This window comes from Nocardioides sp. GY 10113 (genome assembly GCF_004919105.1).
In the GTDB taxonomy this organism is placed as follows: Bacteria; Actinomycetota; Actinomycetes; order Propionibacteriales; family Nocardioidaceae; genus Nocardioides.
Map to the genome: position 1 here is coordinate 235,929 of NZ_STGK01000006.1, position 26,136 is coordinate 262,064.

Genomic DNA, 26,136 nt, shown 5'->3' on the forward strand with positions numbered 1-26,136 from the left:
TGCGGTCAGTCTACGGGGTACAACCCCGCGGCCGCGCGCGGGATTCCCAGGAGCCGCAGCGCGTTGTGCCAGCAGACGTCGCGCAGCCAGTCCTCGCCGAGGCCCGTGGCGGCCAGCCACGCGAGCTGCTGGCCGTAGGGGAACGGCAGCGTCGGGAAGTCCGAGCCCCACACCACGCGGCCCTGCAGGTCGCGCAACCGCGGCACGAGGTCGGGCGGGTAGCCGTGGCCGTGGGCGTGCGCGTCCTCGGCGAAGAAGTGGGTGAACGCCATCGACGTGTCCAGGTGCACGCCGTCGTACCGCTCGGCGAGGGCGAGGAACTCCCCGCACTCCGGAGAGCCCATGTGGGCGATCACCAGCCGCAGCCGCGGATGCCGCGCCAGCACCCGCGCGGTCGAGTCGGGCCCCGTGTACGGCGTCCCGACCGGCCCCGACCCGGCGTGCACCATGATCGGCGCACCGGAGTCGGCCAGGGTGCCCCAGACCGGCTCGAGCAGCGGGTCGTCGAGGTGGTAGCCACCGACCTGGAGGTGCAGCTTGAAGATCTCGACGCCGTCGGCGACCAGGGCCGGCACGTAGTCCGCGGCCTCCGGCTCGGGGTAGAAGGTCGCCGAGCGCAGCGCCTCGGGGACCTCGGCCGCGAAGTCGCGCGACCAGTCGTTGAGGAAGCCGGCGACGCCCGGCTTGTGGGCGTAGGGCAGCGTGGAGAAGCGGCGTACGCCGGCCTCGCGGAGGAAGGCCACGCGGTCCTCCGCCGGCAGCCGGTAGCGGATCGGCCACTCGCGCCCGATCAGCTCGCCGCCGCCGTCGAACTCCCGCCAGACCGCCTTCTCGATGGGCGGCGGCAGGAAGTGGGCGTGCAGGTCGATCAGCCCGGGCAGGCCGAGTCGCTCCCAGAACGCGCGCGCCTCGGCGGCGTCGTGGGCGAGATCAGTCACGCATGCCCTTGAGGCGGCGGCCCAGCTCGGTCTGCTTCTCGCGGTCCGCCTCGCGGGAGGCGATCGCCTGCCGCTTGTCCCAGGTCTTCTTGCCCTTGGCGACGCCGATCTCGACCTTGGCCCGGCCCTTCACGAAGTAGAGGCTGAGCGGGACCACGGTGAGGCCCTTCTCGGTGATCCGGCGCTCGATCTTGGCGATCTCCGCCGCGTGCAGCAGCAGCTTGCGCTTGCGGCGGGCGGCGTGGTTGGTCCAGGTGCCCTGCGCGTACTCGGGGATGTGCACGGCGTGCAGCCACGCCTCGCCGTTCTCGATGTCGACGAACCCGTCGACCAGGCTGGCCCGGCCCATCCGCAGCGACTTCACCTCGGTGCCCTGGAGCACCAGGCCGGCCTCGTAGGTGTCCTCGATCTGGTAGTCGTGGCGCGCCTTCTTGTTCGAGGCGATGAGCTTGCGACCCTCGGCGATGTTCTTGTCGGGCTTCGCTCCCCCGGACTTCGCGGACATGGGCGCCATTCTCCCAGTCGAGGGCAACCGGATCGAAACCGACCGGCACTCAACCGACCAGACCTCGGGTCGGCTACCGCGGGGAACGCGAAGCAAGCGGTCCGCAGGGAGCGAAGCGACCGGAGGCCGCGAGCGAGCTTCTCCGCGTGCCGACAGGGCAAGACGCCAGACCACCGGGCACCGAGCGGACCTCGACCGCGCGGCCGGCAGCGTGTCGAGCGAAGCGAAGACACGCTCGGCCCATGGTCAGAGGTACGGCGACGGGTCGACCGGGTTGCCGTTCTTGAGCACAGTGAAGTGCAGGTGGCAGCCGGTGGACCAGCCGGTGGTGCCGGTGCGCGCGATCACCTGGCCGCGGGAGACGCGCGCCCCCACGCCGACGTCGTAGCTGCTGAGGTGGTTGTAGACCAGCGTGATCGACGCGCCGTTCACCCGGCCGATCGCCAGGTAGAGGCGGTTGCCGTAGACCTGGTCGTAGTACTCGTTGATCACGGTGCCCGACGCGCCCGCCCAGGCCGACGAACCGCAGGGGGAGGCGAAGTCGGTGCCGTTGTGCAGGCTGTAGTAGCCGTAGATCGGGTGCACCCGGTAGCCGAACGGGGAGGTGACGCGGCCGCTCGCCGGAGGGTGCAGCAGGCCCCCGGTGGAGCCGTTGTAGCTGCCGGACTGCTGCCGGGACGCCTCGATGATCTGCTGCTTGATCCGCTCCTCGCGCTTCTCCAGGCGTTGGAGCGCCGCGCGGTCGCGCTCGCGGGCGCGCACGGCCGACCGGCGGGCGGTGCCGGCCCGTGAGACGAGGACCCGGACCTGCTTCTTGGTGTCTCGGGCGCGGCCGACGAGCGTCCGCACCTGCTCGACGTTCTGCTGCGCCGCCTTCCGGCTGGCGGCCACCGCGTCGCGGGCCTCGCGCACCTCGTCGCGGTGCAGCTCCAGGGCCTCCTCCGCCGCGACCAGACCGTCGAGGATGTGCGCCTCCCGGCCGACCACCACCGCGTTGCCGGTCTCGTTGATCATGATCTCCCGGACCGAGCCGGAGCTCAGGTAGCTGGAGACCATCGCCAGCTGCGGGTTGCCCCCGGTCGCGATGCCGATCGCGGTGCTGCGGGTCTGCTCGCGCTGGGCGGCGACGTCCTCGCGGGCCTGGCGGACCTCGGCGACCGCCTCCTCGAACCGGGCCTCCGCCCGTTCCAGGCGCTCGGCGAGCCGGTGGGCGAGGTCCCGCGCGTCGTCCAGCTCACCGCGCACCGACTCCAGCTCGGTGCGCGCGGAGCGCAGCCGGCTGGTGGCCTGCTCCAGGCGGCGGGTGAGCCGGGCGACGGCCCGGCTCGACTCGTGCAGGTCGTCGTGGGCCTGGTGGATCTGCCCCTGGACCTGCTTCTGCTGCTTCTTCAGCTGACCGGTGTCGTCGGCGTGCGCGGTCGGGCCGGACAGCGAGGCGGCGGCGAGGGCCACGGCCAGGGACGCGCCGGCGTACCGGGCAGGACTGCGACGGACGGCAGGACCGGACCGCCGAGCGCTGGGGAAGAAGCGCACGATCTGACCTTCGGTGTTCGGGGAAGAGAACGCCTGAGACCGTAGCCGGCGGGGGTCAGACTTTGATGTATTTGCGGGTCAGCAGGAGTGTCGGAATCACCGTCAGCGCGGGGCCGAGCAGGGCGATGCCCGGGGGCCACAGGCCGATCATCGCCTGCGTCCAGTCGTTCCAGTCGATCCACGGCAGGAACGTGACGATCTCGGCCATCCCGGTCTCGATCGCGAAGTACTGGAAGCCCGCCAGGGCCGCTCCGGCCAGCGCCACGCCGACCGCGGCGGTGACCAGCGCCTCGAGGAGGAACGGGAGCGTGATGTAGAGGGTGGAGGCACCGACCAGTCGCATGATCGCGATCTCGCGGCGCCGGGCCAGCGCAGCCAGCCGGATGGTGTTGGCGACCAGCAGCAGCGCGGCCAGCAGCAGCACGCCGGATCCGATCCAGGACCCCACCCGGAGCGCCTGCATGATGCCGAAGATCTGGCCGAGCGCCTCGCGCTGGTCCTTGATGGAGGAGACGCCGTCGAGGCCCTGCACGGCGCTGATCACGCCGTCGGCCTTGGTCGGGTCGGCCAGCGTCACCCAGTACGCCGCCGGCCAGTTGTCGACCGTGACCACGGGGTTGGGGCCGGCGAAGACCTCCGCCGGCAGGATCTCCTTGGCCTTGTCGTAGCCCTCCTCCTTGCTCTGGAAGTCGAAGGAGGCGACCTCGGGGCTGTCGTCGAACGCGCCCTCGATCCGGTCCCGCTGGGCGTCGGTGACCTCGCCACCGGCGCAGTTGGGGTTCTTGGACGGGTCGTTCTCGGTGCAGAGGTTGACCAGGATCTGCAGCTCGCTGCCGAGGGTGTCCTCGGTGAGGGCGGCCTGGCGCTGCAGCATGATCCCGGTGCCCGCGAGCGCGAGGGAGACGAAGAGCGTCAGCACCACGGCCAGGTGCATCGTCAGGTTGCGACGCAGACCGTTGCTGAGCTCGGTGAAGACATAGCGCAACTGCATGGGAGGGAGTGTCTCCTGGGTGTCCGTGCCGGCGGTGCTGGGTGGGCGGGGCTGATCAGTGCTGGAAGCCGTAGCTTCCCGAGGCCTCGTCGCGGACCACGCGGCCGTGGTCCAGCTCGATCACCCGCTTGCGGTACTGGTCGACGATGCCGTGGTCGTGGGTCGCCATGACCACGGTCGTGCCGGTCCCGTTGATGTCGTCGAGCAGGCTCATGATCCCGACCGAGGTGGTCGGGTCCAGGTTGCCGGTCGGCTCGTCGGCGATCAGGATCATCGGCCGGTTGACGAACGCGCGGGCGACGGCGACGCGCTGCTGCTCGCCGCCGGAGAGCTCGTCGGGCATCCGCTCGGACTTGTCCTTGAGGCCGACCAGCTCGAGGGTCTCGGGGACCACCCGGTTGATCTCCTTGCGGGACTTGCCGATCACCTGCAGCGCGAACGCCACGTTCTCGGCGACGGTCTTGTTGGGCAGCAGCCGGAAGTCCTGGAAGACGGTGCCGACCTGTCGGCGCAGCCGCGGCACCTTCCAGCCGGCCATCCGGTTGATCTCCTTGCCGGCGACGTAGAGGCGCCCGCTGGTCGGCCGGACCTCGCGCAGCACCAGCCGCAGAGCGGTCGACTTGCCCGAGCCGGAGCTGCCGACCAGGTAGACGAACTCGCCCTTGTCGATGTCGATCGTCACCTGGTCCAGGGCCGGCGCACCGGGGCCCGGGTACCGCTTGGTGACCTTCTCGAAGCGAATCACCGGTCAGACGGTACGCGACCGATGGGAATCGGTGGGAAATGCCCCGGTGAGCCGGTGCGTCGCGGCGAGCGCGCCCCTGGGTGTCGCGTGGTAGGTCACCATCGGTGGATCCGGGCTGGGAGGCAGGTCCTAAGGTTCCTACCGTGCCCACGGTCCTGCGGGCGCTGCTGCTCGCAGTGCTGCTCACGTTCGTCCCGGTGGCCGTGGGCGTCCTCCTGGCCGGCGGCCCGACCGCCCCCGCGCCTCCCCCGCCGGCGTACACCGGCACGGACCTGGCCGACTACGACGCCACCGCGGTCGCGGTGGCGCGCGCCGACTTCTGCTCGCGGATCGTCGCCGAGGCGGTCACCGAGGCGCTCGGCAAGGAGGCCGGCAAGGCGTCCGCGTACGCGAACGGCGACCGGGTGCAGGTCGACGGCAGCCGCGACGTGGTGCACGAGTACGGCTGCAGCTACCGCGCCGGCCGCGGCCGGGCCGAGGGCTGGGTGTTCGCTCCCCCGGTCACCGCGGCCCGGGCGCGGGAGCTGGCCAGCGCCCGTCCCGGCGACGGCTGCCGGCGGGTCGCGGACGCGCCGGCGTTGGGCGGGCCCAGCAGCGCCGTGCTGTGCCCGGGCGAGTCGGCCACCCTCACCTACGCCGGCCTGATCGGCGACGCCTGGCTGACCTGCCGGCTCACCCTCCCCGGCAGTACGCCGGAGCAGGAGCTGACGCAGCGCGCCGGACGGTGGTGCGTGGCCGTCGCGAAGGCCGCCGCCGTCTCCTGACCGGCCGTCTCCTGACCGGTCCTGCCGGCAGGATCAGTGGCAGACCGCGTCGGCACAGCCGCGCGGGACGAGCCGACGGCCGGCCACGGCCGCGTCGAAGTGGTGGAGGTCGCCCAGCCCGTAGGTCCAGCGCAACCCGTTCCGGGCCATCACCCGGACCACCGCGTGGCCGCGGGAGCGCCACGCGACCCGCGGGTCGGAGCGGGTCAGCCACCACCGGTTCGGGTGGACGCCCTGCTGCGACCGGTAGGGGTTCTCCCAGGGGTTGACGTCGAGCGAGCGACCGTCGGCGTGCGGCGACCGCACGCCCGGGCGCCCGACGACGTCGCGGCAGTTGAACGCGGAGGTGTTGCCGGCGGCCATCGAGGCGTAGTCGTCGGCGCCCCGCAGCCGCTGGGACCAGCCGAAGCGGTCCACGCGGTACATCGAGCGGATCGGCAGCTGGCGCCGGTACATCGCGGCGAGGGCGTCCGCCATCTGCGCGATCGCCTCCGCCGCGGCGACCAGCTCGCCGCGGTAGCGATAGCCGTCGTAGCCCCAGTAGTTGATCCGCAGCAGCCGCAGTCCGGCACGCCCGACCGGGCACCCCCGGTGCCAGCTGTTCCCCCTCATCTGTCGCCACACGCCACGCGGGATGGGGGTGATCGTCGGCCGCGCGCCGGCGCCGACCGCGCGTGCCTGGCGGGGCAGCGCGACCCGGGGCTCGGGGGCGGCGCGGGGCAGCGACACCGGTGTCCCCGGCGGCAGGTTCTCCAGCGCGTGCACGGCGCTGCGGGCACCGGTGGCCCAGGGCAGCGCGTCCGCGACGACCCGCCATCGGCTGTCGGTGCGCGGCGCGACGCGGAACCCGACCTCGCCGTCGGCGCCGGTACGGCGGCTGCGGACCGTGTGCCACCCGCCGCCGCGACGCTGCTGCAGCCGGACCGGACCCGCCACGGGAAGGCGCGCGGCCCGCCAGCGCGCGGTCAGGGTCGCGCTGGTCTCGTCGACGACCGTCGCCGGCCCGGTCAGCCGCAGCCGGCTCACGGCACGCCGCAACGCCAGGTAGAGGGTGACCGAGGCGGCGTCGTGCTCCGCGTCGCCGTCGTACCGGGCGCGGACGCGGTTGTCGGCGGGCCGGGTCGCCAGGGTGACCTCGAGCACTGCCGCACCGTCGGCGTCGGTGGTGACCACCGCCAACGGGGCCCAGGAGCCGGAGGTGCGGCGCTCGACCGTGAGGTCGGCACCGGGCACCGGCAGGCCGTCACCGGTCAGCGTCAGCGTGACGGGCGCGGCGGTGCCGGCGACGGCTGCGGGCGCGGCCGCGGTCAGCTCCGTGGGCCCTCCCGCGTACGTCTCGGCGGCCGCGGGAACCAGCAGGCCGGCAGCGACCAGCAGGGTCAACAGTCCGGCGACCACCCCGTAGCTCCGCATGCCTCCCACCTCACGTCCGGCCGAGTCCGGCGGGAGCAGCCTGCCAGTCGGCGCGCGCCGACCGGCGGCGGCGCGCCAGGGCGCCGCCATCCTGCGGCAGCCGCGTGGGTCAGCCGACGGGCGTCAGTTGGCCTCGGCCTGCTCGGCGCCGCGGCGCCAGCGGATGCCCGCCTCGAGGAACCCGTCGATGTCGCCGTCGAAGACCGCCTGCGGGTTGCCGGTCTCGTGGCCGGTGCGCAGGTCCTTGACGATCTGGTACGGGTTGAGCACGTAGTTGCGCATCTGGTCGCCCCAGCTGGCGGCCACGTCGCCCTTGAGGTCCTTCTTCAGCGCCGCCTCCTCGGCCTTCTTCTTGGCGAGGAGCTTGGCCTTGAGCACGATCATCGCCGCCGCCTTGTTCTGCAGCTGGCTCTTCTCGTTCTGGCAGGAGACGACGATGCCGGTGGGCAGGTGCGTGAGGCGGACCGCCGAGTCGGTGGTGTTGACCGACTGGCCGCCGGGGCCACCCGAGCGGAAGACGTCGGTGCGGATCTCGTTCTCGTCGACCTCGATCTCGTCGGTCTGCTCGAGCTGCGGCACGACCTCGACCGCGGCGAACGACGTCTGCCGCCGGCCCTGGTTGTCGAACGGGCTGATCCGGACCAGGCGGTGGGTGCCGACCTCGACCGAGAGGGTGCCGTAGGCGTAGGGCGCGTGGATCGCGAACTCGGCCGACTTGATGCCGGCCTCCTCGGCGTAGGAGACGTCGAAGACCTCGACGGGGTACTTGTTGCGCTCGGCCCAGCGGGTGTACATCCGCATCAGGGTCTCGGCGAAGTCCGCTGCGTCGACGCCGCCGGCGCCGGAGCGGATGGTCACGATGGCCTCGCGCTCGTCGTACTCGCCCGAGAGCAGGGTGCGGACCTCGAGCGCCTCGACGTCCTTCTTGACCCGGGTCAGCTCGGCGTCGGCCTCGGCGAGGGTGTCGGCGTCGGCCTCCTCGGCGGCCAGCTCGGCGAGCACGCCGAGGTCGTCGATGCGGCCCTGGAGGGTGCGGAACCGCTCGAGCTGCCCCTGCAGGGCGGAGAGCTTCCCGGTCACCTTGGTCGCGTTGGCCTGGTCGTCCCACAGGTCGGGCGCTGCCACCTGCTGCTCGAGGTCGGCGATGTCAGCCTCCATCTTCGACAGGTCCAGGACCTGCTCGATGGTGTGCATCGTCGCAGTCAGCTGCTTGATCTCGGCGTCGAAGTCGGTGGCTGCCACAAGGGGCAAGACTACGTCCCCGCAGGCCGCAGTGGCGAACCGCGCCCACCCGTGGCGGGGCGGAGTGCGGCGCGGAGGGCAGGGCGGGTCAGCTGCGCCCGAAGACCTGCGCGACCCACCAGATCCCCTGGTGGTCCTGCGCGGCACCGACCCCGATCAGCCGGTACTTCGGGTAGAGCATGTTGAAGCGGTGGCTCGGCGAGTGCATCCAGCCGCGCACGGCGCCCCGCGCGTCGGCGTACCCCATGGCCAGGTTCTCCCCCGCGCTCCACACCTTGCAGCGGCGCATGATCGGCTTCAGCGGCTGGTGCTCGAGGCGGTGGATCCGGGCGAGCCGGCGCGCCTGTCGCTGGGCGAACCGCTCCAGGCACCGCTGGCGCCGCAGCAGCGCCCGGCTGTGCTGCGCGCGCTTCTCGTTCGTGAGGGTGACCACCGAGCTGGTGAGCTTCGGCGCCGTCTGGCCGGGGACGTCGGCCAGCGCCGTCGGCACCATCGTGGTGGTCACCCCACCGATGAGGACGGTCGAGAGCACGATGAACACTGCCAACGGCGCGGCAACCAGCAGGTGCAGCGGCGGATGGTGCCACCACCGCCTCACCCGCGCATCCGGCAGCGCGGCGTCCCGCGCCGTCTGGTGCGCAACCGCCTGCGTCGACAGCTCTTCTGTCAGCGTCAACCCGACCTCCCCCGGTGTCAGGCCCACCCGAGCGGGCCTGCCTTGAGTTCGGCGGCTGGAAAGTCGGACTCAAGGGCAGGGCGGAAGTTCGGGCCATCGTCCCGGCTGCGGGGGCCGAACGGTCAGTCGGCCACCCGGGCCGCCGGACCGGTCACGGTCCGGGCACCACGAGGTCGAGGTGCACCTCCGCCGACGCGGTCGAGGTCACCGCCGGACGCAGCGGCACGCCCGGCACGTGCAACGGCAGGTCCACCGGCGCCGAGACCGTCACCAGCACCCGGTCGCCCTCGACCCGCACGGAGGCCACCAGGCCGGGGTGCTGCGCGTGGGCGCCGACGTCGCGCAGGTACTCCTCGACCGCACGGCGCGCCTGCGCCGGCGAGACCTCCAGGCTCCCCTCGCCGAGGCCGCCCCGGTAGACCGCGTCGCCCTGCGCCCCGAGGTCCGCCCCCTGCAGGGCCGCGCCGTCGGCGAGCGCGTCGAGCTCCTGGCGGCGCAGGTAGGCGACGCTGGCGTCGATCACCACGACCACCAGCACCAGCACGACCGTGAAGAAGGCGATGATCAGCGGCAGCGAGGAGCCGCGCTCGCTCCTCTCAGCCACCGTCGATCTCCCGGAACCGCCCGATCGGGACCGTGTGGGCCGAGTCCAGCCGGAACCGCGGCGTCCCGCCGCCGAAGACATCGGGGAACCCCGGCAGCTCCACCGTGGTCCTCACCCGGACCGTGACCACCGCCGTGCCGCTGTGACAGCTCGCGAGTCGCGGGGTGCAGTCGAACGAGAGCACCGGCTCCCCCTCGACCCCCTGGTCGGCCAGCGCCAGCCGCGCCGCGGCCCGGGCGCGCTCCTCGCCGACCTGGTCGTTCGGTGCCAGCGCGTAGGCGCGGGCCGCCGCGCGGGCGGCGCCGCTGGTGCCGAAGGCGCCGCGCTGGACGTCGAAGACCGCGAGGACCAGCCACAGCAGCGGCAGCAGGAGCAGGATCCCGATCCAGGTGATCTCCACCAACGCGCTGCCCCGCTGGGACCGACCGGCCGGCCTCACGACGTGCCCTCGCGGACCGCGTGCCCGGCGACGTCGAAGGCGACCGCGGGCCCGCCCAGGCCGAGCGCCGGCACCTCGGCGTGGACCACGATCTCGATCACCGGGGCGCCGTCGACCGTCGCGTAGCCCGGCGTCACCGCGGTCGCGAACCCGCCGACGCGCGCCGCCCGGACCTGCTCCCACGTCCGGGCCACCCCGTCGGCCGGGCCGCGGTCGGCGGTCGCCGCCAGCCGCGCACCCTCGGCCGCGGCGGCGGCCAGCGTGGCGCGCACGTGCAGCACGAGGGCCACCTGGACCAGGCCCAGGAAGACGGGGACCAGCACGACGATCGCGAGCACGAAGTCGACGAGCGCACTGCCGCGCTCGGCGCGTCCGCGCGCGGCGCGTCCGCGCGCCGTACGGCGGTGCCGGGTCATCCCGGCGGCGGCTCCGGCCGCACGGGTCCGCCCCTCACTGGACCGAGCTCAGCGCGGACTGCAGCATCGCGGTGAGCTGCGGCTCGGCGAGCTTGAACAGACCCACGCCGACCCCGATCGTCATCACGGTGATCAGCACCCATCCGGGGACGTCCCCGCGCTGGCCGCGGCGCCTGCGCAGACGGGCGCCCACTCGGGCGAGCGGACTGCTGAGCGGACGGGCGAGGGATGTGCGTCGATCCATGGTGGTTCCTTCCGGTGGGAGCGGCGCCCGACGCGACCCCGCGCCGGGCGAGAAGGGTCAGGGGGCGGTTAGGGTGAGGCCGACGAAGCCGGGCCAGAAGGCGAACAGCACGGTGACCGGGAGCACCAGGAACACGACCGGGACCATCATCGCGATCTCCTTGCGCGAGGACTGCTCGATCAGCGCTCGCCGGCCGGCCTCCCGCACGTCACCGGCCTGGGCGTGCAGCACGTCGGCCAGCGGCGTGCCCCGCTCCACCGCCACCGCGACGCCGTTGGCGAAGCGCGCCACCACCGGCACGCCGGTGCGCGCCGCCAGGCGGTCGAACGCCTCGGCCACCGGCTCGCCGGTGCGGATCGCCGCCAGCACGCCGCCGAGCTCTCGCCCGAGCTCCCCGTTGCTGCGGGCCACCACCCGGTCCAGCGCCGCGACCGGCCCCTCGCCGGCAGCCACCGCCAGGGCCAGCAGCTCGGCGACCGCCGGGAACTCGTCGACGATCGCGCGCTCGTACCGCCGTACCTGGGCGGTGAGCCGGTTGTCCCGGAGCAGCACCCCGCCGACGAACGCGCTGGCGCAGAAGATCGCCGCACTCAGCGGGTCGGCCGTCCCGCTGAGGGACTGCAGCACCGCGATCCCGGCGGCCACGCCGAACCCGATCAGCCCCCACAGCACCTGCTGCACGCGGAACTCCGGCACGGTCATCGCGATCCCGCCGCGATCGAGCCTCCGGCGTACCGATGCCGCGCCGCCCAGGACGCGCTCGACGGTGTTCGCCGCGACGGTCAACGCGGGTCGGACGAGCGCCAGGAGTGCGGCGGCGCCCGTGGCCGCCGCGGCCGGGGCCCGGTCCTGGTCGGGCACGATGTCGCGCAGGTACGGCAGGACCCGGGCCTCCAGCGGCGCCCGGCGCAGGGCGACCACCCGCGCGCCGACCAGCAGCAGCCCGGCCCCGGCGATCCCACCGACGAGCCCGCCGGCCACGACCGGGCTCATGCGAGGATCCGCCGCTCGGCCGGCAGGCGCCCGACCCGCACCATGATCCGGTAGGCGACGGCGCAGACGAGGGCACCCACGGCGAGCACGAGCACCCCGGCAGGGGTCCGGTAGCGGGCGATCACCTCGGGCTGGCTGGCCATCATCAGCAGCACCAGCCACGGCGCCGCGGCCGCGACCCGGGCCCCGTTGACCGCCCAGGACTGCCGGGCCTCGAGCTCGGTGCGGGTGCGGATGTCGTCGCGCAGGTAGCCCGACAGGTTGCGCAGCAGCCGCCCGAGGTCGCCACCGCCGACCTCGCGCGCGATCCGCAGCGACTCCACGACCCGGTCGCCGACCGGGTCGGCCAGGCGCGCCTTGAGCCGGTCCAGGCAGTCCCCGAAGCGCCCCGTGACCTGGTAGTCCAGCGCGAACGCGGCGAACGACTCCCGCAGCGCCTCGGGGCCGCGCACGCCGAGCGCGGCCACCGCGTCCGGCAGCGACATCCCGGCCCGTACGGCGGAGGCGAGGTCGTCGACGGCGTCGGGCCACAGGTGGGCGAGCTCGCGGCGACGGCGCCGCGCCCGGCCCCGCACCAGCGCGACCGGGAGGTAGACGGCGACGCCGCCGAACAGGACCCCCACCGCCGGGATCGCCGTCAGCACCAGCCCCGCGAACGCACCCGCCACACCGGCGCCGAGGCAGACGATCAGCAGCGAGCGGTCCGTGACCTGGCCGAGTCCCGCCTCGGCGAGCAGGGCGGCCAGCCGCCCGGGGCGAGGGGAGCGCGGCGTGGCGGGCCAGGCGAACGCCGACCAGATCAGCAGCCCGCCCAGCCCGACACCGAGGCCCACCAGCGTACCCATCGGTGCCTCAGCCCGCGCCGCTCAGCAGTCGGCCCGGGTCGATCCCGACCCGGCGGTACTGCTCCAGGCGCGGCGGCATGCCGATCCCGCGGACCAGTCGACCGTCCCGGGACTCGAAGATCGGCTCGGTCTCGATCACCTCGTTCTCGATCCGGCCCGGCACAGCGACGATCTCGTTGACCCGTCGGGCGCCGCCGGGGTCGATGCCGAGGTGCACGACCAGGTCGACCGAGGCGGCGACCGTCGGCACCACGAACCGCGCGGAGATGTTCTCGCCCGCGAGCAGCGGCAGCGTGCAGGCCTTGGTCAGCGCCTCCCGGGCGCTGTTGGCGTGGATGGTGCACATCCCGGGAAGCCCCGAGTTGAGCGCGAGCAGCAGGTCCAGGCACTCCTCGGCCCGCACCTCCCCCACGATCAGTCGCGAGGGGCGCATCCGCAGTGCCTCCTTCACCAGGTCGCGGAGCCGGATCTCGCCGGTCCCCTCCAGACCGACCTGGCGGGTCTGCAGCGCGACCCAGTCCGGGTGCGGGAACCGCACCTCGAAGACCTCCTCGGCCGAGATCACCCGCTCCGATCCGGGGATGGCCGCGGCCAGACAGTTGAGCATCGTGGTCTTGCCCGCCTGGGTGCCGCCGGCGACCAGGATGTTCAGCCCGGCCCGCACCGACGCCTCCAGGAACCGCGCGGCCTCCGGGGTCAGGCTGCCCAGCTCGACCAGCTCGGTCAGGCGCGTCGCCCGGACCACGAACTTGCGGATGTTCACCGCCGAGAACCCCCGGCTGATCCCCTCCAGCACGACGTGCAGCCGGTGCCCCGCCGGCAGCATCGCGTCCACGAACGGCCGGCTCAGGTCGATCCGCCGTCCGGTGGTCTTGAGCATCCGCTCCACCAGCTCGGCCACCTGCTCCTCGGTGAGCACCAGGTTGGTCAGCTCGTGGCGGCCCCGACGAGCCACGAAGACCCGGTCCGGGGAGTTGATCCACAGCTCCTCGACGGTGGGGTCGTCCAGCAGCGGCTGCAGCGGCCCGAACCCGGCGACCCGGGCGACCAGCTCGGCCACCACGGCGTCGGGGTCGGCCAGCGGCGCCACCGCGCCGGTCAGGCTGCGCTCGTCGTGCTCGCGGACCAGGCCGACCGCGATCCGCCGTACCGCCGCCGGGGTGCGCTGCGGGTCGATCCCCTCGGACCGCACGGCAGCGCGCAGCGCGTCGTCGAGCCGGCCGACGACGTCGTCCGGCGAGTGCGCGTCCTGGAGCAGTGCCACGTCAACCCCCATGCTGACCTGGTGGATGCCGCAAACTAGCGGCCCCTCCGGGGGCGCGGGGCGGTTTGCCCGCGGGCCTGTGGAGAGCCGCGCGCGGAGCGCCGCGGCGGAGCGGCAGCGGTCTAGCCCGGCCGGCGGGCGGGGCGGGTGCCGGGGAACGCCACGTCACATGGATCTCCGCCCCTGATCGCGCGATTCCGGGGGGAAGTCCATGTGACGTGGACCGGCGCGTTCACCCCACGTTCCGCGCCACCGCCCGGCAGACTGCCCGCACTCCAGCAGGCACCTCACCGCACGGAGGCGTGATCATCGAACCCGACCAGACCGACCCGACCACCGCGAGGCTCGCGGGATTCCTCACCTCGCTCTGGGCGATGAAGATCGTCGTGGAGTGCCACCGGGCCGCACAGGAGGGGCCGATCACGCTCACCGAGCTGGCCGAGCTCGTCGACCGCACGGACCCGGCCCCGGCGATCGAGGACGCCGCCGCGTTCGCGGAGCTGATCGACGACGCCGACCTCGGCCACTACCTCGACGCGCTCAGCGCGGACAGCCGGAACCTCGCCGACCTCGACATCGAGGAGCTGCTCGCGCGCCTGACCGGCATGGTGCCCCACCCCGGCGTCGCGCTCGCGATGGTCGACCTGCACCTGCCCGAGCCGGCCGTCGCCTACCTGCAGGCGCGCCTGGACACCCGTGGGTGGACGCCGGACGACGAGCAGCTGCGGATCGGTCGCACGTTCGTCCTCGACTGGATCGACCTGGCCCACGGCACGTCCGTCGAGGACGGCTGGCAGGAGCTCGAGCGCTACTGACGCGCGAGGAGCGGACCGCCCCGCGATCCGCGATCGTGTCGAGGGTGGCCGCTGCCGTCCCGCCGACCGGTGGAGCGCTGGACGACGACGCCAGACAGCGAGGTGGATGTGCAGCCGGTTCGACAGGTCCGTCCCGACCACCCCTCCACGTCCCCCGACCAGTTGCTGGTGGCGTCGGCGGGCGCGGACTCGCCGTACCACCTCAAGGAGTGGGGCCAGGAGATCACCCACGCACCGGAGTGCCTGCCCGCCGAGGAGGGCCCGCTGGCCGCCCGCAGCACCCTGCTCTGGGTGCTGGAGAACACGGCGAAGCTCCACCAGAGCGTGACGCCGTTCGACGGCATGCTCGAGACGAGCGGGGAGGTCGCGGGCGTGTATCAGCACCACCGCGATGCCGTGGACGAACTGAGGGAACCGCAAGCGCGTGCTGACCGCGATCCTCGAGGACCTCGCCGCCCGTGTGATGGCGACGCTGCGCGCAGTGACCTGGGCGGACCTCGAGGCCCCGTCGCACCGATCGAGCAGCCGCCGGCCAGCGCAGCAGGGCGGCCTCTTCGACGACTGGGACCTCTGAGCCGCCGGCGCGGCCGCCGATGGTCCGGTGCGACACCTCGCGACTCGTGCCGATCGATCTACGGAATCCCAGCGGCGACCAAAGGCGCGGGTGCCGTCATGGTCCGCGCCCAGATCCGACCGATCCCCCCGCTCCGGCCCCAGACCGCTGTGGCGTCTCCCGTGCGGTCGAGGGCGACCGACGCGAACTCGGCGCGAGCGACCCGGCGTGGCGCCCCCCACGTCCCGCCGCGTGGTCGGTAGGCGGCGTGCCTGGTCAGGTGGGTGAAGGTGGCCCAGTCCCCCTCCGTCCACGTGAGCAACGCGTCGCCTCGAGGGTTGACCGCCAGTCCCGAGAACTCGGTGCTGCCGGCCGCCTGGACCATCTCCGGCCGTCGCCAGTCGCCGTGGAGCGGCTTGCTCCGCACGCTGATTCGACCCTCCGCGTCCGAGAGCACGACGAGGGCGGTTCCGGCATCGTCCATCGTGAGGGTCCAGACGTCGGCGCTCGCGCCGGAGGCATCCACCCTGACAGGGGTGGACCACCGACCGAGGTGGGGTCGACTGACAGCCCTCTGTTTGCCGTCGCTGTCCCAGATGGCGGTCGCGTCGCCCCGAGCATCGACGGCGACGTCGGCCTGGACCCACCCGTGCTGCCCCGGGGACAGGGGAACCGACGCCAACCACCCACGCCCGACGACCCGACGGACCGCCCGCACCCGGCCCCGGGCACCCTCGAAGACCGCCGTCACGTCACCGCGGGCATCGATGCCCACACTCGGCCCGTGATACACCCTGCGAGCCAGGACGCGTGGGGCCGACCACCGTCCTCGAGCGGGCCGATACACCGCTTCGGCGCGACCGCGGAACGGCGACTCGTCCTCCCACCGGGTATACAGCCAGCCCACGACCACAGCACCGCCCCGGCCCACCGCCAGCAAGGGGTCCTGTGCGACCGGCCCGGCGTAGGGCCCGTGACCGGATTCGGACAGCGCGACCGGGCGACTCCAGTGTCCGCCCGCAGGTCGGCGCGCACCCATCACCCGCCACCGAGGACCTCCCGCCCAGACCACGGTGACGTTGCCACGAGCGTCGGCACCGACCTGGGGCGATGCGTACCTTCCCCAGCCGATCTCGACCGGGGCCCGCCAGCGACCGCCGGCCGGCCGCCGCGCGGCGAACACCCTGCGACCCCGCGTCCACACGGCGGTCGTGTCGCCCGCCGCGTCCACCGCCACCGTTGGATGGTCGCCTCCGGTGCCCGGCGTCGAGATCACCTGCGGCGCACCCCAGGTGGGCTCGCCGGCTGGAGCTGGCGAGGCGTTGGACACCCCCAGCACGGAGGCTGCTGCGGCCGCGCCCAAGACGGCCGAGACGATGAGCAACGTGCGGAACACCGGCACCTCCCTGGCCCGTCGAAGCCTGCCCGAGCCGACGATGAGAGAACGTGGCCCAGCCCGAGCGACCCCCGGATGCCGCCAGCGTCGCGCTCGGAAGATCCGCCGCCCAGAGGACAAGGTCCCGGGAGGCCACTGAGACACTGCCGGGCGCCGACAAGGTCGACGCCCGGCAGCCCGTCCCCGTTCTCAGGTCACTGCAGGGAGAACGCGTACAGCTGGTTGTTCGGCGTGCCCAGGCCGAGGTTGCTGTAGCCCGATCCCCAGAACACGCTGCCGTTGGAGATCGCCGCCCCGGAGAGGCAGGAGCCGCCGCTGGCGAACGACCAGAGCACGTCGCCGGTGGCCGCATCCATCGCGTACATGTACCCGGCCGCGTCCAGCGCGCAGCCGAAGACCACGCCGTTGGCGGTGGTCACCGGCCCCGACGCGCCGCCGCCGTTCGGCGGTGCGGTCTGCCACTCCACGAGACCGGTCGAGGCGTCGAGCCCGGACCAGACCCCGGAGGCGGTGGTAGAGCCGTCGGGCAGCGTCCACGGGACAGCGCCGCTGTTGGCATTGGCGGTGTAGACCCGCTGGCCGTCGACGGCGGATCCCCACTGCAGGCCACCCGCGGTGCCACCCGGCCCGGCCTGGGTCACCCAGACGACCTGGCCGGTGTCGGGGTCGAGCGCCCAGTACTGGCCGCTCTTCTGCCCCGCCCCGACCAGCTCGCGTGCCGGGCCGTCGCCCGACGAGGCCTTGAACAGCGCCGGTGCCTGGCCGAAGTCGTAGTCGGGGCCGGCCGGCTCCGGGCAGTTGTCCCCGTCGCCGAAGAACGGGATGCAGTCGACCGTCCAGGCGTCGTACGGCAGCGCCCTGGTCGCCCACTTGATCTCGCCCGTGCGCATGTCCAGCGACAGGACCGAGTCGAAGTGGTTGTCGGCGGGCAGGCACGCCTGCTTCGCGTCGGGGTCGTCGCCGGCCGCCTCCACGCAGGCCAGCACGTCGTCCGGGACGTCGTAGTTGTTGCCGGTGGCGATGTAGACCGAGCCGCGCTTCACGTCGATCGCGGGCGAGCTGCCCCACACGGCGTTGCCCGGGAAGCCCTCGGGCGCGGTGTAGGTCTTCCAGAGGATGACCCCGGTGTCCAGGTCGAGCGCGGACATGCTGCCGCGGAACGAGCAGCAGTCGTAGCCCGGGATCAACGCGCGGCCCTCCTCGTTGGAGGCGACGCCGACGTAGACCACGCCGTCGAAGACGGTCGCCGACTGCGTGATGATCGCGGCCGGGTGGTCGTCCAGCTGCGTGCTCCAGACCAGGTCGCCCGTGTCCTTGTCGATGGCCAGCATGTTCCCGCCGCCACCGGTCGTCCCGCCCTGCGTGCCGAGGACCAGCAGGTCACCGGCGATCGCGGGCGTGGCGCGCGCCTTGTCGCCGGCGACGCCGGTGTAGTCGGCGATCGTCCGGGTCCAGTCGACGGCGCCGGTACGGCGGTCGACGGCGTACAGGTTGCCGGCCCAGTCCGGGACGTAGACCCGCTCGCCGTCCACCGCGGGCGTGGCGGAGACGTCACCGCCGGTGGTCAGCACCCAGGACACACCCAGGTCGCCGACGGTCGCGGGCGAGATCTTCGACTCGGTCTTCGCGGAGCGGGTGTTCTGCCGGTCGCCGCCGGCCGAGGACCAGCCGGAGCCGCCCGGTGGCGCCGCCCCGGCAGCGACCTGTCCGGCGATCACCAGCGTGCCCGCCGCCACCGCGGCCAGCAGCATCCTCTGCGTGCGCGTCCACCGCGTCCACCTCGTCAGAGCCATCGTCGCCTCCTGTCGTCCCGCGCCGGGCAGGTCGCCCGAGGGGCACGGGGCTCCCACCAACGTAGCGGTGATGTGACGTACGTCACATAGCCCGTCCGGGCTAGGCCGCTCCCCGCCGCGACGTATCAACCGACCCCGCCGCTGCTCCTCCCGTTGTGCACCAGCTACGTGAGAGCCTCGTGGGACCGACCAGGTCCGAGGAGGCGACGTTGAACGACTCCGACGCCGTCGCCGCGCTCGTGGCCGCCGCCCGCAGCGGCGACCAGGCAGCGTGGGACGCGCTGGTGGAGCGATTCCTGCCCCTGGTGCGGGCGCTGATCGCCCGCGCCCGGCTGCCCCGCGCCGAGGGCGAGGACGTCAACCAGACCGTGTGGTTGCGGCTGGTCGAGCACCTCGACGACCTCCGCGAACCCCGGGCCCTGCCCGGATGGATCGCGACCACCACCCGCCACGAGTGCGCCCGCGCCCTGACCCGGTCCGGTCGCACCGTCGCGCACGACCCCCAGGCCACGACCGTGTTCGACCGGGCCGACGACCAGCCCGACCCCACCGAGGACCTGATCCTGGCGGAGCGGCACCAGGCGCTGCGCGCCGCGCTCGACGAGCTGCCGGCGGACCGCCGCGAGCTGCTGATGCTGCTGATGGTCGACCCTCCGTTGGCCTATCGGGAGATCAGCGAGCGGCTCGGGATCCCGATCGGCAGCATCGGGCCGACCCGGGCCCGGGCGCTGGACCAGCTACGACGTACGACGGCAATGCGGCGGCTCCTGGCGAGCCCGTCCGCGGACGAGGGGAGGTGATCGTGCCATGACCACGTGGGACGACGACGACCTGCTGATGCAGGCGCTGACCGAGGCGGTCGCGGGCTCGGTGACCGAGACCGATCGGACGGCCGCGCGGGCGGCCTTCGCCTGGCGCACCATCGACGAGGAGCTGATGGGCCTGGCGCACGACTCCGCGCTGACCGAGGAGGTGCTGGTCCGTGGCGCCGGGGACGGACCCCGTGTGCTCGGCTTCGAGGCCGACGACCTGACCCTCGAGGTCGAGGTCGACGAGGGCATCCTGGTCGGCCAGGTGGTGCCCGGCCGGGCCTGCCGGATCGCGGTCCGGGGCCGCGACACCGTGGCCGAGGCCGACACCGACGCCTCCGGCGTCTTCACGGTGCCGCTGCCGGACGATCGACCGCTCCGGATCACCGTCGACGACGGCACCCGGGTCCGCTCCACCGGCTGGCTGACCCTCTGAGCCGGCGGGCCCCGCGGCTCAGAGGACCGGCCCCACCCCACGGATCGCGTTCGCCCGGGCCTCGGCGAGCAGCTCGTCGGCGGCCAGCCGCGCGCTCAGCCCGGATCGGCTCATCCGGGCCGCGATCATCCCCGCCACGACCGGGGTCGCGAACGAGGTGCCGCTCCACTGCGCCAGCCCCTTGAAGGACCGCTGCTGCCCGACGAAGGGGGGCTCGTGGGCGACGTAGTCCCCGACCGGGAACGCGTTGACCTGGTCGTCGCCGAGCGCGTAGACGTCCACCCAGCTGCCGAAGTTCGAGTACGACGAACGGTTGCCCGCCGCGTCGATCGCGCCCACGCCGATCGTCCACGGGAACGCCGCCGGCCAGAACGGCGCCCGGGTGCTGTCGTTGCCCGCGGCGGCGACCAGCACGGTGCCGCTCACCTGGCTGAGGAAGTTGCTCCAGAACACCTCGAAGCCGACCAGCGGCCGGTCCCCGCGGGTCCGGGCCCCCGCCGACAGGCTGATGATGTCCGGGCCCAGCGCCAGCGCCTCGCAGAGCTGGACCACGATGTCCGACTCGTAGACGGCGCCGCCCTTCGGCAGGAAGCCCTCGACCCGGACCTCGGCCGACGGCGCCTGGCAGCGGACGGCACCCGCGATGAACGTGCCGTGGCCGCCGTACGGATGGATGTTCGCGGGGTCGATCACCTCCGGGTCGCCGGTCACCCCGGCCAGCCAGGGGGTGAGCGGACTGGTCGCGGCGTCGGCGTACCAGCCGGTGTCGACGACCGAGACGAAGACGCCGGCACCGTCGGTGGTGACGGTGTTGACCGCCGGCAGCGGCGCCGTGCCGGGTGGTTCCAGGGGCTCCGTCGCGGGGCAGCAGGTGCCCTTGGCGGTCACGTAGAGGACGTGATCGGGGGTCGCGACCCCCGGGCCCAGGCGCCGGTCGAGGTCCGCGAGCACGGCCGGGAGCTCCTCGTCGGTCTGCACGACCACCCGGGTCACGCCGTTGACCAGCGCGGAGTCGACCTCCCCGCGGCCCTCGAGCGCGTCGAGGACCCGCGGCAGGTCCGCGTCGCGGACCAGGATCCGACTGCGCCGGTACAGGTAGAGCCAGTCGGCCGGGTCGTCGCTGCCCTTCGGAAGGGCGACCCCGACGTCCTCGAGGGACTCCTGGATCACCCTCAGCTGGACCCGGGCCCGCTCGTCCCGCTCCTTGTCGTACTCGTCCGAGGGATCGTGCTGCTCCGGTGACGTCTCCGTGTCCATGCCCGCTCCGATCGGGTGCCGTGGCGCAGAATCGTTAGCGAGAGTAGCCCCACCTCGGGGGCTGGGATAAGGGGCGCGATGGTCACCACGGGAAACGCGAGCGACCCACGGGCCGCGCCCGAGGAGCTGCTGGCCCTGGCCCTCTCCCGTCCCACGGAGGCGCTCCGGCAGGCACGGACCCTCGCGGACGAGACCACCGACCCGGTGGCGCTCTCCTATGCCCGGCAGGCCGCGGGGATCGTGCTGCGCGACGCCGGCGACGTCCCCGCGGCGCTCACCGAGCTCCGCGCGGCGCTGGCGGACGCCCGGCGCAGCGGCGACGCCGAGCGGATCGCCGACGTGCGGGCCACCACCGGGGCGGCCCTCGTCATGGCCGGTCGCACCCGGACCGGACTCGCCCAGCTCGCGGCCGCCGCCGAGGGCAGCAGCGGCGCCGTGCGCGCACGCGTGCTGCTGCGACGCGGCTACCTGCTCCTGACGCTCGGGCGCCACGCCGAGGCGCTGGCGGAGACGCGCCGCGCGCTCGCCGGGTTCCGTGCCGCGGGCGACGAGATCTGGCAGGCGCGGGCGCTCAACAACCGGGCCGCCATCCACCTCGCGGTCGGCTCACTCGCCCAGGCGGAGCACGACGTGGCGGCCGCCGAGCGGCTCTTCACCCGGACGGGTCAGCAGCTCGAGGCCGCCACGACCACCCACAACCGGGGGGAGATCGCCTACTGCCGTGGCGACCTCCCGGGCGCGCTGGCGCGGTACGACGAGGCCGCCCACCGCTACGACGCGCTCGCGGTCTCCCCGCCGGAGCTCGCGCTCGACCGGTGCACCGCCCTGCTGGCGGCCGGGCTCGCCGGCGACGCCGTGGCGGTGCTCGACGCGACCCTGACCGACACCGCGCTGAGCCCGACGGCGCGGGCCGAGCTGGTGGTCACGGGCGCGATGGCCGCGCTCGCGGCCGACCGTCCCGACGACGCCGCCGCCCGGGCCCGGGAGGCCCGCCGCCTGTTCCGGCGGCAGGAGCGGGAGTGGTGGTGGCTGCACGCCGATCTCGTGCTGCTGCGCGCGCGGTGGGCCAACGGCGAGCGGGGGCGCCGACTGGCCGACGAGGCCGCGGGGCTGGGTCGGCGGCTGGCCGCGCTCCGCTCCGAGGACGCGCCGGTCGCCCTGCTGCTGGCCGGCCAGCTCGCCGCCGCCAGCGGCTCCCCGGACGCCGGCGCGCTGCTGGCGGAGGCCGGCCGCTACCGGACCCGTCCGTCGGCGCTGGTGCGCGCGAGCGCGTGGCTCGCCCTCGCCACCGACCGCGACCGCCGGGGCGACGCCCGCGGGGTGCTGCGCGCCTGCTCGGCCGGGCTGGCCGCGCTCGACGACCACCGGGCCACCCTCGGCAGCTCCGAGCTGCGGGCGCTGGCCAGCCGCCACGGTGACGACCTGGCGGCCCTGGCGCTGCGCCACGCCGTCACCGGAGGCAGCCGCCGGCTGCTCGCCTGGGGCGAGCGCTGGCGCGCCGCGGCGCTGACCCAGCCGCCGGTGCGCCCGCCGTCGGAGGCGCGCCTCGCCGAACGTCTCGGCGAGCTGCGCAGCCGGACCCGGATGGTCGCGGACGACGCCCCCGGCAGGGGCGGCGCAGGGGCCGCGCTGGAGGCGGAGATCCGCCGCGAGCTGCACCGGGCGCCCGGCGGTCGCGCGCACGGCGTGGCGCCGCCGTTCGACGCCTCCGCCCTGGTGGCGGCGGTCGAGGACGACGTCTTCGTCGAGCTCCTCGACGTGGACGGCCGGCTGCACGTCCTGACCGTCACCGGCGGCCGGGTCCGGCGCCACGCGGCGGGCACGCTGGACGAGGCGACCCAGGCGCTGGTCGCGGCCCGCTTCCTGCTGCGCCAGCTCGCCCGGGGCCGGCCCGCCGACCTGACCGGCACCGGGCGGCGTCTCCAGGAAGCGCTCCTCGGGCCGTCCGCGGCGGCGGTGGTCGCGGAAGCCGGGCCGAGCGCGCGGGTGGTCGTCTCGCCGCCCCCGGCGCTGCAGGCCACGCCCTGGGGCCTGCTGCCCGCGCTCGCCGACCGACCGGTCAGCACGGTCCCGTCGGCGGCGATGTGGCTGCGCGCCCGGGAGGTCCGGCCCCGGGCACCGGGCCGCACCGTGCTGGCCGCCGGCCCCGGCCTGCTCACCGGGGGCGCGGAGGTGGACGCGCTGGCGGCGGCGTACCCGGACGCGGTGCTGCTGCGCGACGGCGCGGCGACCGTGCCGGCGACGTTGGCCGCCCTCGACGGCGCCCGGCTGGCCCACATCGCGGCGCACGGCACCTTCCGCGCCGACAGCCCGATGTTCTCCTCCCTCGAGCTCGACGACGGCCCGCTGACGGTCCACGACCTCGAGCTGCTCCGCGAGGCGCCGTACCGGCTGGTGCTCTCCGCGTGCGACTCCGGCGTGATGGCGCCGGTGGGCGCTCACGCGCTGCTCGGCCTGGTCGCCTCGCTGCTCTCGATGGGCACGGCGGGCGTGGTGGCCAGCGTCGCGGTGGTCAACGACGAGGCGACCGTCGACCTGATGCTCGGCCTGCACCGGGGGCTGGCCGCGGGCGGGGACCCGGCCGAGGTGCTGCTGGCGGCGCGGGAGCGGGCGGGCGGGGACGTGCTGCGCGCCGCGACCGCGGCCTCCTTCGCGGCGCTGGGCGTCTGAGGCCGCGCTCGGGCGGGACGCCCCTGGTATCAGCCGCGGGGGCGGCGGGTCCTCCCTGCATCAACCACCCGCGGCACGCCCCAGCAGGAGGCACCCCATGGACGTCGAGCTCACCCTTCCCCGCCGGCGCGTCTTCGTCGGCTCGTTCACCCCGGTCACGGTCGCGATCGACCCGGCCTCGGGACTGACCGACGAGGACCTGCGCTACGAGCTGAGCTCGCCCGGCGCCGGCGTCGTCTCGGTGGCCCGCGGACCGAAGTACGACCCGAAGCGGCCCGAGGTGATGCTGCTCGGCGGCCACGAGCTCGGCAAGCACGAGCTGGTCGCGATCGACAAGAACAGCGGGGCCGCGGTCGGGGCGACCACGTTCGCGCTGACCGACCGGTGGGGACGCAGGAAGAAGCGGGGTCCCGGGTTCTGGTTCTCCTCCGACCAGGACATCAGCCACCCGATCGGCAGCGCCTGGGGCGGCGGCCCGAGCACCCCGCAGAACACCCGCCCGACCCCGATCTCGGGCACCTGGCGGATCGCGCTGGTCTTCGTCGACACCTCCTCCGCCCGCTACTCCACCGCCCCGGCCGACCAGGCCGCGCTGCGCGACCTGTGGATGGACGAGCTGACCGACGGCGTCCTCGACCACGGCAAGGTGCGCAGCGTACGCACGTTCTACGAGGAGGCCTCCTACGGCAACCTGACGCTCTCGGTCACCCCGTTCGGGCCCTACAACCTCAGCGGCGCGTGGGGCTCCTACTTCGACACGAGCGACAGCAGCTTCAAGGGCACGCTGGTCGACGCCACCATCGCGGCGGCCGACGCCGACATCGACTTCCGCGACTTCGACACCGTGATCATGGTGTCCCCGCGGGTGCCGGCCACCGCGACCCAACCGGAGCGCGCGGCGTGGCCGTTCGCCTCGATCGGCAAGTGGGGGCCGTACACGACCGGGGACGGCGCGCTGAACCTCGGCTTCATCTCGATGGTCGCCGACTGGGGCCAGCAGCCGGGCAACGACCGGGAGATCTTCGAGACCGCCTCGCACGAGCTCGGCCACAACCTCGGCCTGTGGGACCAGTACACGCCGTCGGTCGCCGGCCGGAACCCCGGCGGCTGGGACCTGATGGACGCCGACGACCCGCACCCGCACATGTCGGTCTCGCAGAAGATGCGGCTCGGCTGGGTGCGCCCCGAGTGGGTGCGCACCCTCAACTTCAGCGCATCCGGCGGGCCGCTCGACCAGACGTTCCGGCTGCATCCGCTCGAGCTCGGTGCGCCGCCGGCCGGCCAGTCGAAGGCGATCGAGGTGCGCATCGCCGACGGCGCGAACTACTACTTCGAGTACCGCAAGGAGCAGGCGCCGCAGATCGGCGACCAGGACCTGCCCGCCGACTCCCGGGTGCTCGGCACGGACGTGGCCACCGACCCCAGCACCGCCCCGATCCCCCGCCCGCAGGTGCTGCTGCTGCCGAAGCACGCCAACGACGACGGCGCGGTGCTCACGAACGGGAGCAAGTACATCGACACCGACTACACGACGCCCGGCTTCCCGCAGGAGTTCCGGGTCGACGTCAGCGCCACCAACGGCACCGGCGCCGACGTCCGCGTCCGGTACGGCGCCAACGGCCGCCCCGACCCCTCGATCCGTCCCTGGCCCGCGTCGCCGTCGCGGCCCTGGCAGAGCCCGGACATCGAGGTGCGCAACGCCCGCAGCGCCACCCGCCCGGAGTGGGCCAACGTGCCCTGGTCGGGCCACGCGAACACGGTGGTGGCGACCGTCCGGAACAACGGCACCGTCGCGGCCAACGGCGTGGTGGTGAACTTCTACGTCAAGAACTACACGCTCTCCAACGCCCCGGAGACGTTCCTGGGCAGCGACACGCGGTCGATCCCGCCGGGCGGTGCCGTCGAGTTCAACGCCACCTGGAACGCCCCGGCCAGCGGCCACTACTGCGTGATCGCGCGGATCCCGCTGTTCCAGGACGCCGGCACCGGGATCGTGGAGCTGACCGAGCTCAACAACATGGCGCAGTCCAACTACGACCGGTTCATCCCCTCCACGGCCTCGCCCTCGACCCGGGAGTCGACGACGGTCGAGGTGAGCAACCCCTACGACGAGCCGACCTACGTCTACCTCAACGCGGGCCAGACGAACCCGACGTACCGGGTGCTGGTGAGCCACCGGTGGCTGCGGCTGAAGGCGAAGCAGACCAAGCGGGTCCAGGTCATGTTCGAGTGGGCGCCGGTGCGCGGCGAGGACCGCCTCCCCGACGACCTCGGCGACATGAACTGGGACGAGGTGATGAAGCTGACCCAGGTGCCGAACCGGGTCGGGCTGTCGGCCTGGGCGCTGCACCCGAAGGACCCGGAGCGGCACTCGCTCGGCCTGCTCGGCGGCGCGATGGCCGAGGTCCAGGTCGGGCGGAAGGTGATCTTCGAGGAGGTCGACGCCCAGGACGAGGCGGTCTTCGGTCGGCTGATCACCACCGACGACGCGATGCCGGTGACCGGCGGCAGCGTCATCGTCACCCTCGACCCGAGCGGCGACGGCAAGCCCGAGGGCTACCGGTACGTCGACGGGGAGGTCGACCAGGAGGGCGCGTTCGCGGTCAAGCTGCGCGGGGACTGGCGCCGGCTGTGGGTCGACTACCTCCCGGCCCAGGACTACAGCACCGCGACCAGCGAGGTCTTCAGCCGTTGAGCCAGCGCTCGCGGCGGGAGCGGGCCCATCCGGGGACGGGCCCGGGCCTGTGGGGAGGCCGGCAGGGGCCCGTCGCCATCCTCGTGGGTGGCGGCGGGCC

General features: G+C 73.9%; 25 protein-coding genes. 7 read left to right on the plus strand and 18 right to left on the minus strand.

Going from position 1 to position 26,136, the window contains the following annotated elements; genetic code table 11:
• Positions 1–5: 5 nt before the first annotated feature.
• The 5 genes from E8D34_RS10460 to ftsE form a co-directional block, all read right to left on the minus strand.
• Positions 6–938 carry an amidohydrolase family protein gene (locus E8D34_RS10460; RefSeq protein WP_136594562.1) on the minus strand — a complete coding sequence of 311 codons (933 nt, stop codon included), beginning with the start codon at positions 936–938 and terminating at the stop codon, positions 6–8.
• Complete coding sequence (gene smpB, locus E8D34_RS10465; RefSeq protein WP_136594563.1) at positions 931–1,443, minus strand: SsrA-binding protein SmpB; 513 nt, start codon at positions 1,441–1,443, stop codon at positions 931–933. The genes E8D34_RS10460 and smpB overlap by 8 nt, the downstream gene beginning before the upstream one ends.
• A 246-nt stretch (positions 1,444–1,689) precedes the next feature.
• A complete protein-coding gene (locus E8D34_RS10470) occupies positions 1,690–2,976 on the minus strand; it encodes a M23 family metallopeptidase (RefSeq protein WP_136594564.1) in 1,287 nt (428 codons plus the stop codon).
• A 55-nt stretch (positions 2,977–3,031) separates the two neighbouring features.
• The gene (gene ftsX, locus E8D34_RS10475) at positions 3,032–3,967 is read right to left on the minus strand and encodes a permease-like cell division protein FtsX (protein ID WP_136594565.1); all 936 of its coding nucleotides are present in this window, start codon (positions 3,965–3,967) and stop codon (positions 3,032–3,034) included.
• A 55-nt stretch (positions 3,968–4,022) separates the two neighbouring features.
• Positions 4,023–4,712 carry a cell division ATP-binding protein FtsE gene (gene ftsE, locus E8D34_RS10480; RefSeq protein ID WP_136594566.1) on the minus strand — a complete coding sequence of 230 codons (690 nt, stop codon included), beginning with the start codon at positions 4,710–4,712 and terminating at the stop codon, positions 4,023–4,025.
• Between the two features lie 143 nt (positions 4,713–4,855).
• Between ftsE and E8D34_RS10485 the strand changes: the two genes are divergently transcribed.
• Positions 4,856–5,476 carry a hypothetical protein gene (locus E8D34_RS10485; protein WP_136594567.1) on the plus strand — a complete coding sequence of 207 codons (621 nt, stop codon included), beginning with the start codon at positions 4,856–4,858 and terminating at the stop codon, positions 5,474–5,476.
• 33 nt (positions 5,477–5,509) lie between these two features.
• Here the strand turns inward: E8D34_RS10485 and E8D34_RS10490 are convergent, their stop codons facing one another.
• From E8D34_RS10490 to E8D34_RS10535, 10 genes are all read right to left on the minus strand, one after another.
• Positions 5,510–6,889 carry a M15 family metallopeptidase gene (locus E8D34_RS10490; RefSeq protein ID WP_136594568.1) on the minus strand — a complete coding sequence of 460 codons (1,380 nt, stop codon included), beginning with the start codon at positions 6,887–6,889 and terminating at the stop codon, positions 5,510–5,512.
• Positions 6,890–7,012: 123 nt separating this feature from the next.
• Positions 7,013–8,131 (minus strand): peptide chain release factor 2, encoded by a 1,119-nt coding sequence (gene prfB, locus E8D34_RS10495; RefSeq protein ID WP_136594569.1) that lies wholly within the window; start codon positions 8,129–8,131, stop codon positions 7,013–7,015.
• A gap of 88 nt (positions 8,132–8,219) precedes the next feature.
• Complete coding sequence (locus E8D34_RS10500) at positions 8,220–8,807, minus strand: CAP domain-containing protein (RefSeq protein ID WP_136594570.1); 588 nt, start codon at positions 8,805–8,807, stop codon at positions 8,220–8,222.
• 151 nt (positions 8,808–8,958) lie between these two features.
• Positions 8,959–9,411, minus strand: coding sequence for a pilus assembly protein TadG-related protein (locus E8D34_RS10505; RefSeq protein ID WP_240771278.1), 453 nt, complete (start codon positions 9,409–9,411; stop codon positions 8,959–8,961).
• Positions 9,404–9,811 carry a hypothetical protein gene (locus E8D34_RS10510; RefSeq protein WP_240771280.1) on the minus strand — a complete coding sequence of 136 codons (408 nt, stop codon included), beginning with the start codon at positions 9,809–9,811 and terminating at the stop codon, positions 9,404–9,406. Before E8D34_RS10510 ends, E8D34_RS10505 begins: the two co-directional genes overlap by 8 nt.
• 35 nt (positions 9,812–9,846) lie before the next feature.
• A complete protein-coding gene (locus E8D34_RS10515) occupies positions 9,847–10,266 on the minus strand; it encodes a TadE/TadG family type IV pilus assembly protein (protein ID WP_136594573.1) in 420 nt (139 codons plus the stop codon).
• Positions 10,267–10,300: 34 nt separating this feature from the next.
• A complete protein-coding gene (locus E8D34_RS10520) occupies positions 10,301–10,510 on the minus strand; it encodes a hypothetical protein (protein WP_136594574.1) in 210 nt (69 codons plus the stop codon).
• Between the two features lie 57 nt (positions 10,511–10,567).
• Positions 10,568–11,503, minus strand: coding sequence for a type II secretion system F family protein (locus tag E8D34_RS10525; protein WP_136594575.1), 936 nt, complete (start codon positions 11,501–11,503; stop codon positions 10,568–10,570).
• Complete coding sequence (locus E8D34_RS10530; RefSeq protein ID WP_136594576.1) at positions 11,500–12,348, minus strand: type II secretion system F family protein; 849 nt, start codon at positions 12,346–12,348, stop codon at positions 11,500–11,502. Before E8D34_RS10530 ends, E8D34_RS10525 begins: the two co-directional genes overlap by 4 nt.
• A 7-nt stretch (positions 12,349–12,355) precedes the next feature.
• Positions 12,356–13,624: an ATPase, T2SS/T4P/T4SS family gene (locus tag E8D34_RS10535; RefSeq protein WP_136594577.1), complete on the minus strand. Its 1,269-nt coding sequence runs from the start codon at positions 13,622–13,624 to the stop codon at positions 12,356–12,358.
• Positions 13,625–13,914: 290 nt separating this feature from the next.
• On the opposite strand from E8D34_RS10535, the gene E8D34_RS10540 reads away from it, so the two are divergent.
• Together E8D34_RS10540 and E8D34_RS20755 are read left to right on the plus strand one after the other, a co-directional pair.
• Positions 13,915–14,427: a hypothetical protein gene (locus E8D34_RS10540; RefSeq protein WP_136594578.1), complete on the plus strand. Its 513-nt coding sequence runs from the start codon at positions 13,915–13,917 to the stop codon at positions 14,425–14,427.
• Between the two features lie 424 nt (positions 14,428–14,851).
• Positions 14,852–15,001, plus strand: coding sequence for a hypothetical protein (locus tag E8D34_RS20755; protein ID WP_168929399.1), 150 nt, complete (start codon positions 14,852–14,854; stop codon positions 14,999–15,001).
• Positions 15,002–15,059: 58 nt separating this feature from the next.
• Here the strand turns inward: E8D34_RS20755 and E8D34_RS10545 are convergent, their stop codons facing one another.
• Together E8D34_RS10545 and E8D34_RS10550 are read right to left on the minus strand one after the other, a co-directional pair.
• The gene (locus tag E8D34_RS10545; protein WP_136594579.1) at positions 15,060–15,755 is read right to left on the minus strand and encodes a hypothetical protein; all 696 of its coding nucleotides are present in this window, start codon (positions 15,753–15,755) and stop codon (positions 15,060–15,062) included.
• An 815-nt stretch (positions 15,756–16,570) separates the two neighbouring features.
• Positions 16,571–18,169 carry a PQQ-binding-like beta-propeller repeat protein gene (locus E8D34_RS10550; RefSeq protein WP_136594580.1) on the minus strand — a complete coding sequence of 533 codons (1,599 nt, stop codon included), beginning with the start codon at positions 18,167–18,169 and terminating at the stop codon, positions 16,571–16,573.
• A 209-nt stretch (positions 18,170–18,378) separates the two neighbouring features.
• Between E8D34_RS10550 and E8D34_RS10555 the strand changes: the two genes are divergently transcribed.
• Positions 18,379–18,969 carry a sigma-70 family RNA polymerase sigma factor gene (locus E8D34_RS10555; protein WP_136594581.1) on the plus strand — a complete coding sequence of 197 codons (591 nt, stop codon included), beginning with the start codon at positions 18,379–18,381 and terminating at the stop codon, positions 18,967–18,969.
• Positions 18,970–18,976: 7 nt separating this feature from the next.
• Positions 18,977–19,414, plus strand: coding sequence for a hypothetical protein (locus E8D34_RS10560; RefSeq protein ID WP_136594582.1), 438 nt, complete (start codon positions 18,977–18,979; stop codon positions 19,412–19,414).
• A gap of 18 nt (positions 19,415–19,432) precedes the next feature.
• On the opposite strand, the gene E8D34_RS10565 is transcribed toward E8D34_RS10560, so the two are convergent.
• Positions 19,433–20,671 carry a S8 family serine peptidase gene (locus tag E8D34_RS10565; RefSeq protein ID WP_136594583.1) on the minus strand — a complete coding sequence of 413 codons (1,239 nt, stop codon included), beginning with the start codon at positions 20,669–20,671 and terminating at the stop codon, positions 19,433–19,435.
• A 78-nt stretch (positions 20,672–20,749) separates the two neighbouring features.
• Between E8D34_RS10565 and E8D34_RS10570 the strand changes: the two genes are divergently transcribed.
• Positions 20,750–23,341, plus strand: a complete 2,592-nt coding sequence (locus tag E8D34_RS10570; protein WP_136594584.1) for a CHAT domain-containing protein — start codon at positions 20,750–20,752, stop codon at positions 23,339–23,341.
• Between the two features lie 97 nt (positions 23,342–23,438).
• Positions 23,439–26,036: a CARDB domain-containing protein gene (locus tag E8D34_RS10575; protein ID WP_136594585.1), complete on the plus strand. Its 2,598-nt coding sequence runs from the start codon at positions 23,439–23,441 to the stop codon at positions 26,034–26,036.
• Positions 26,037–26,136 lie beyond the last annotated feature (100 nt).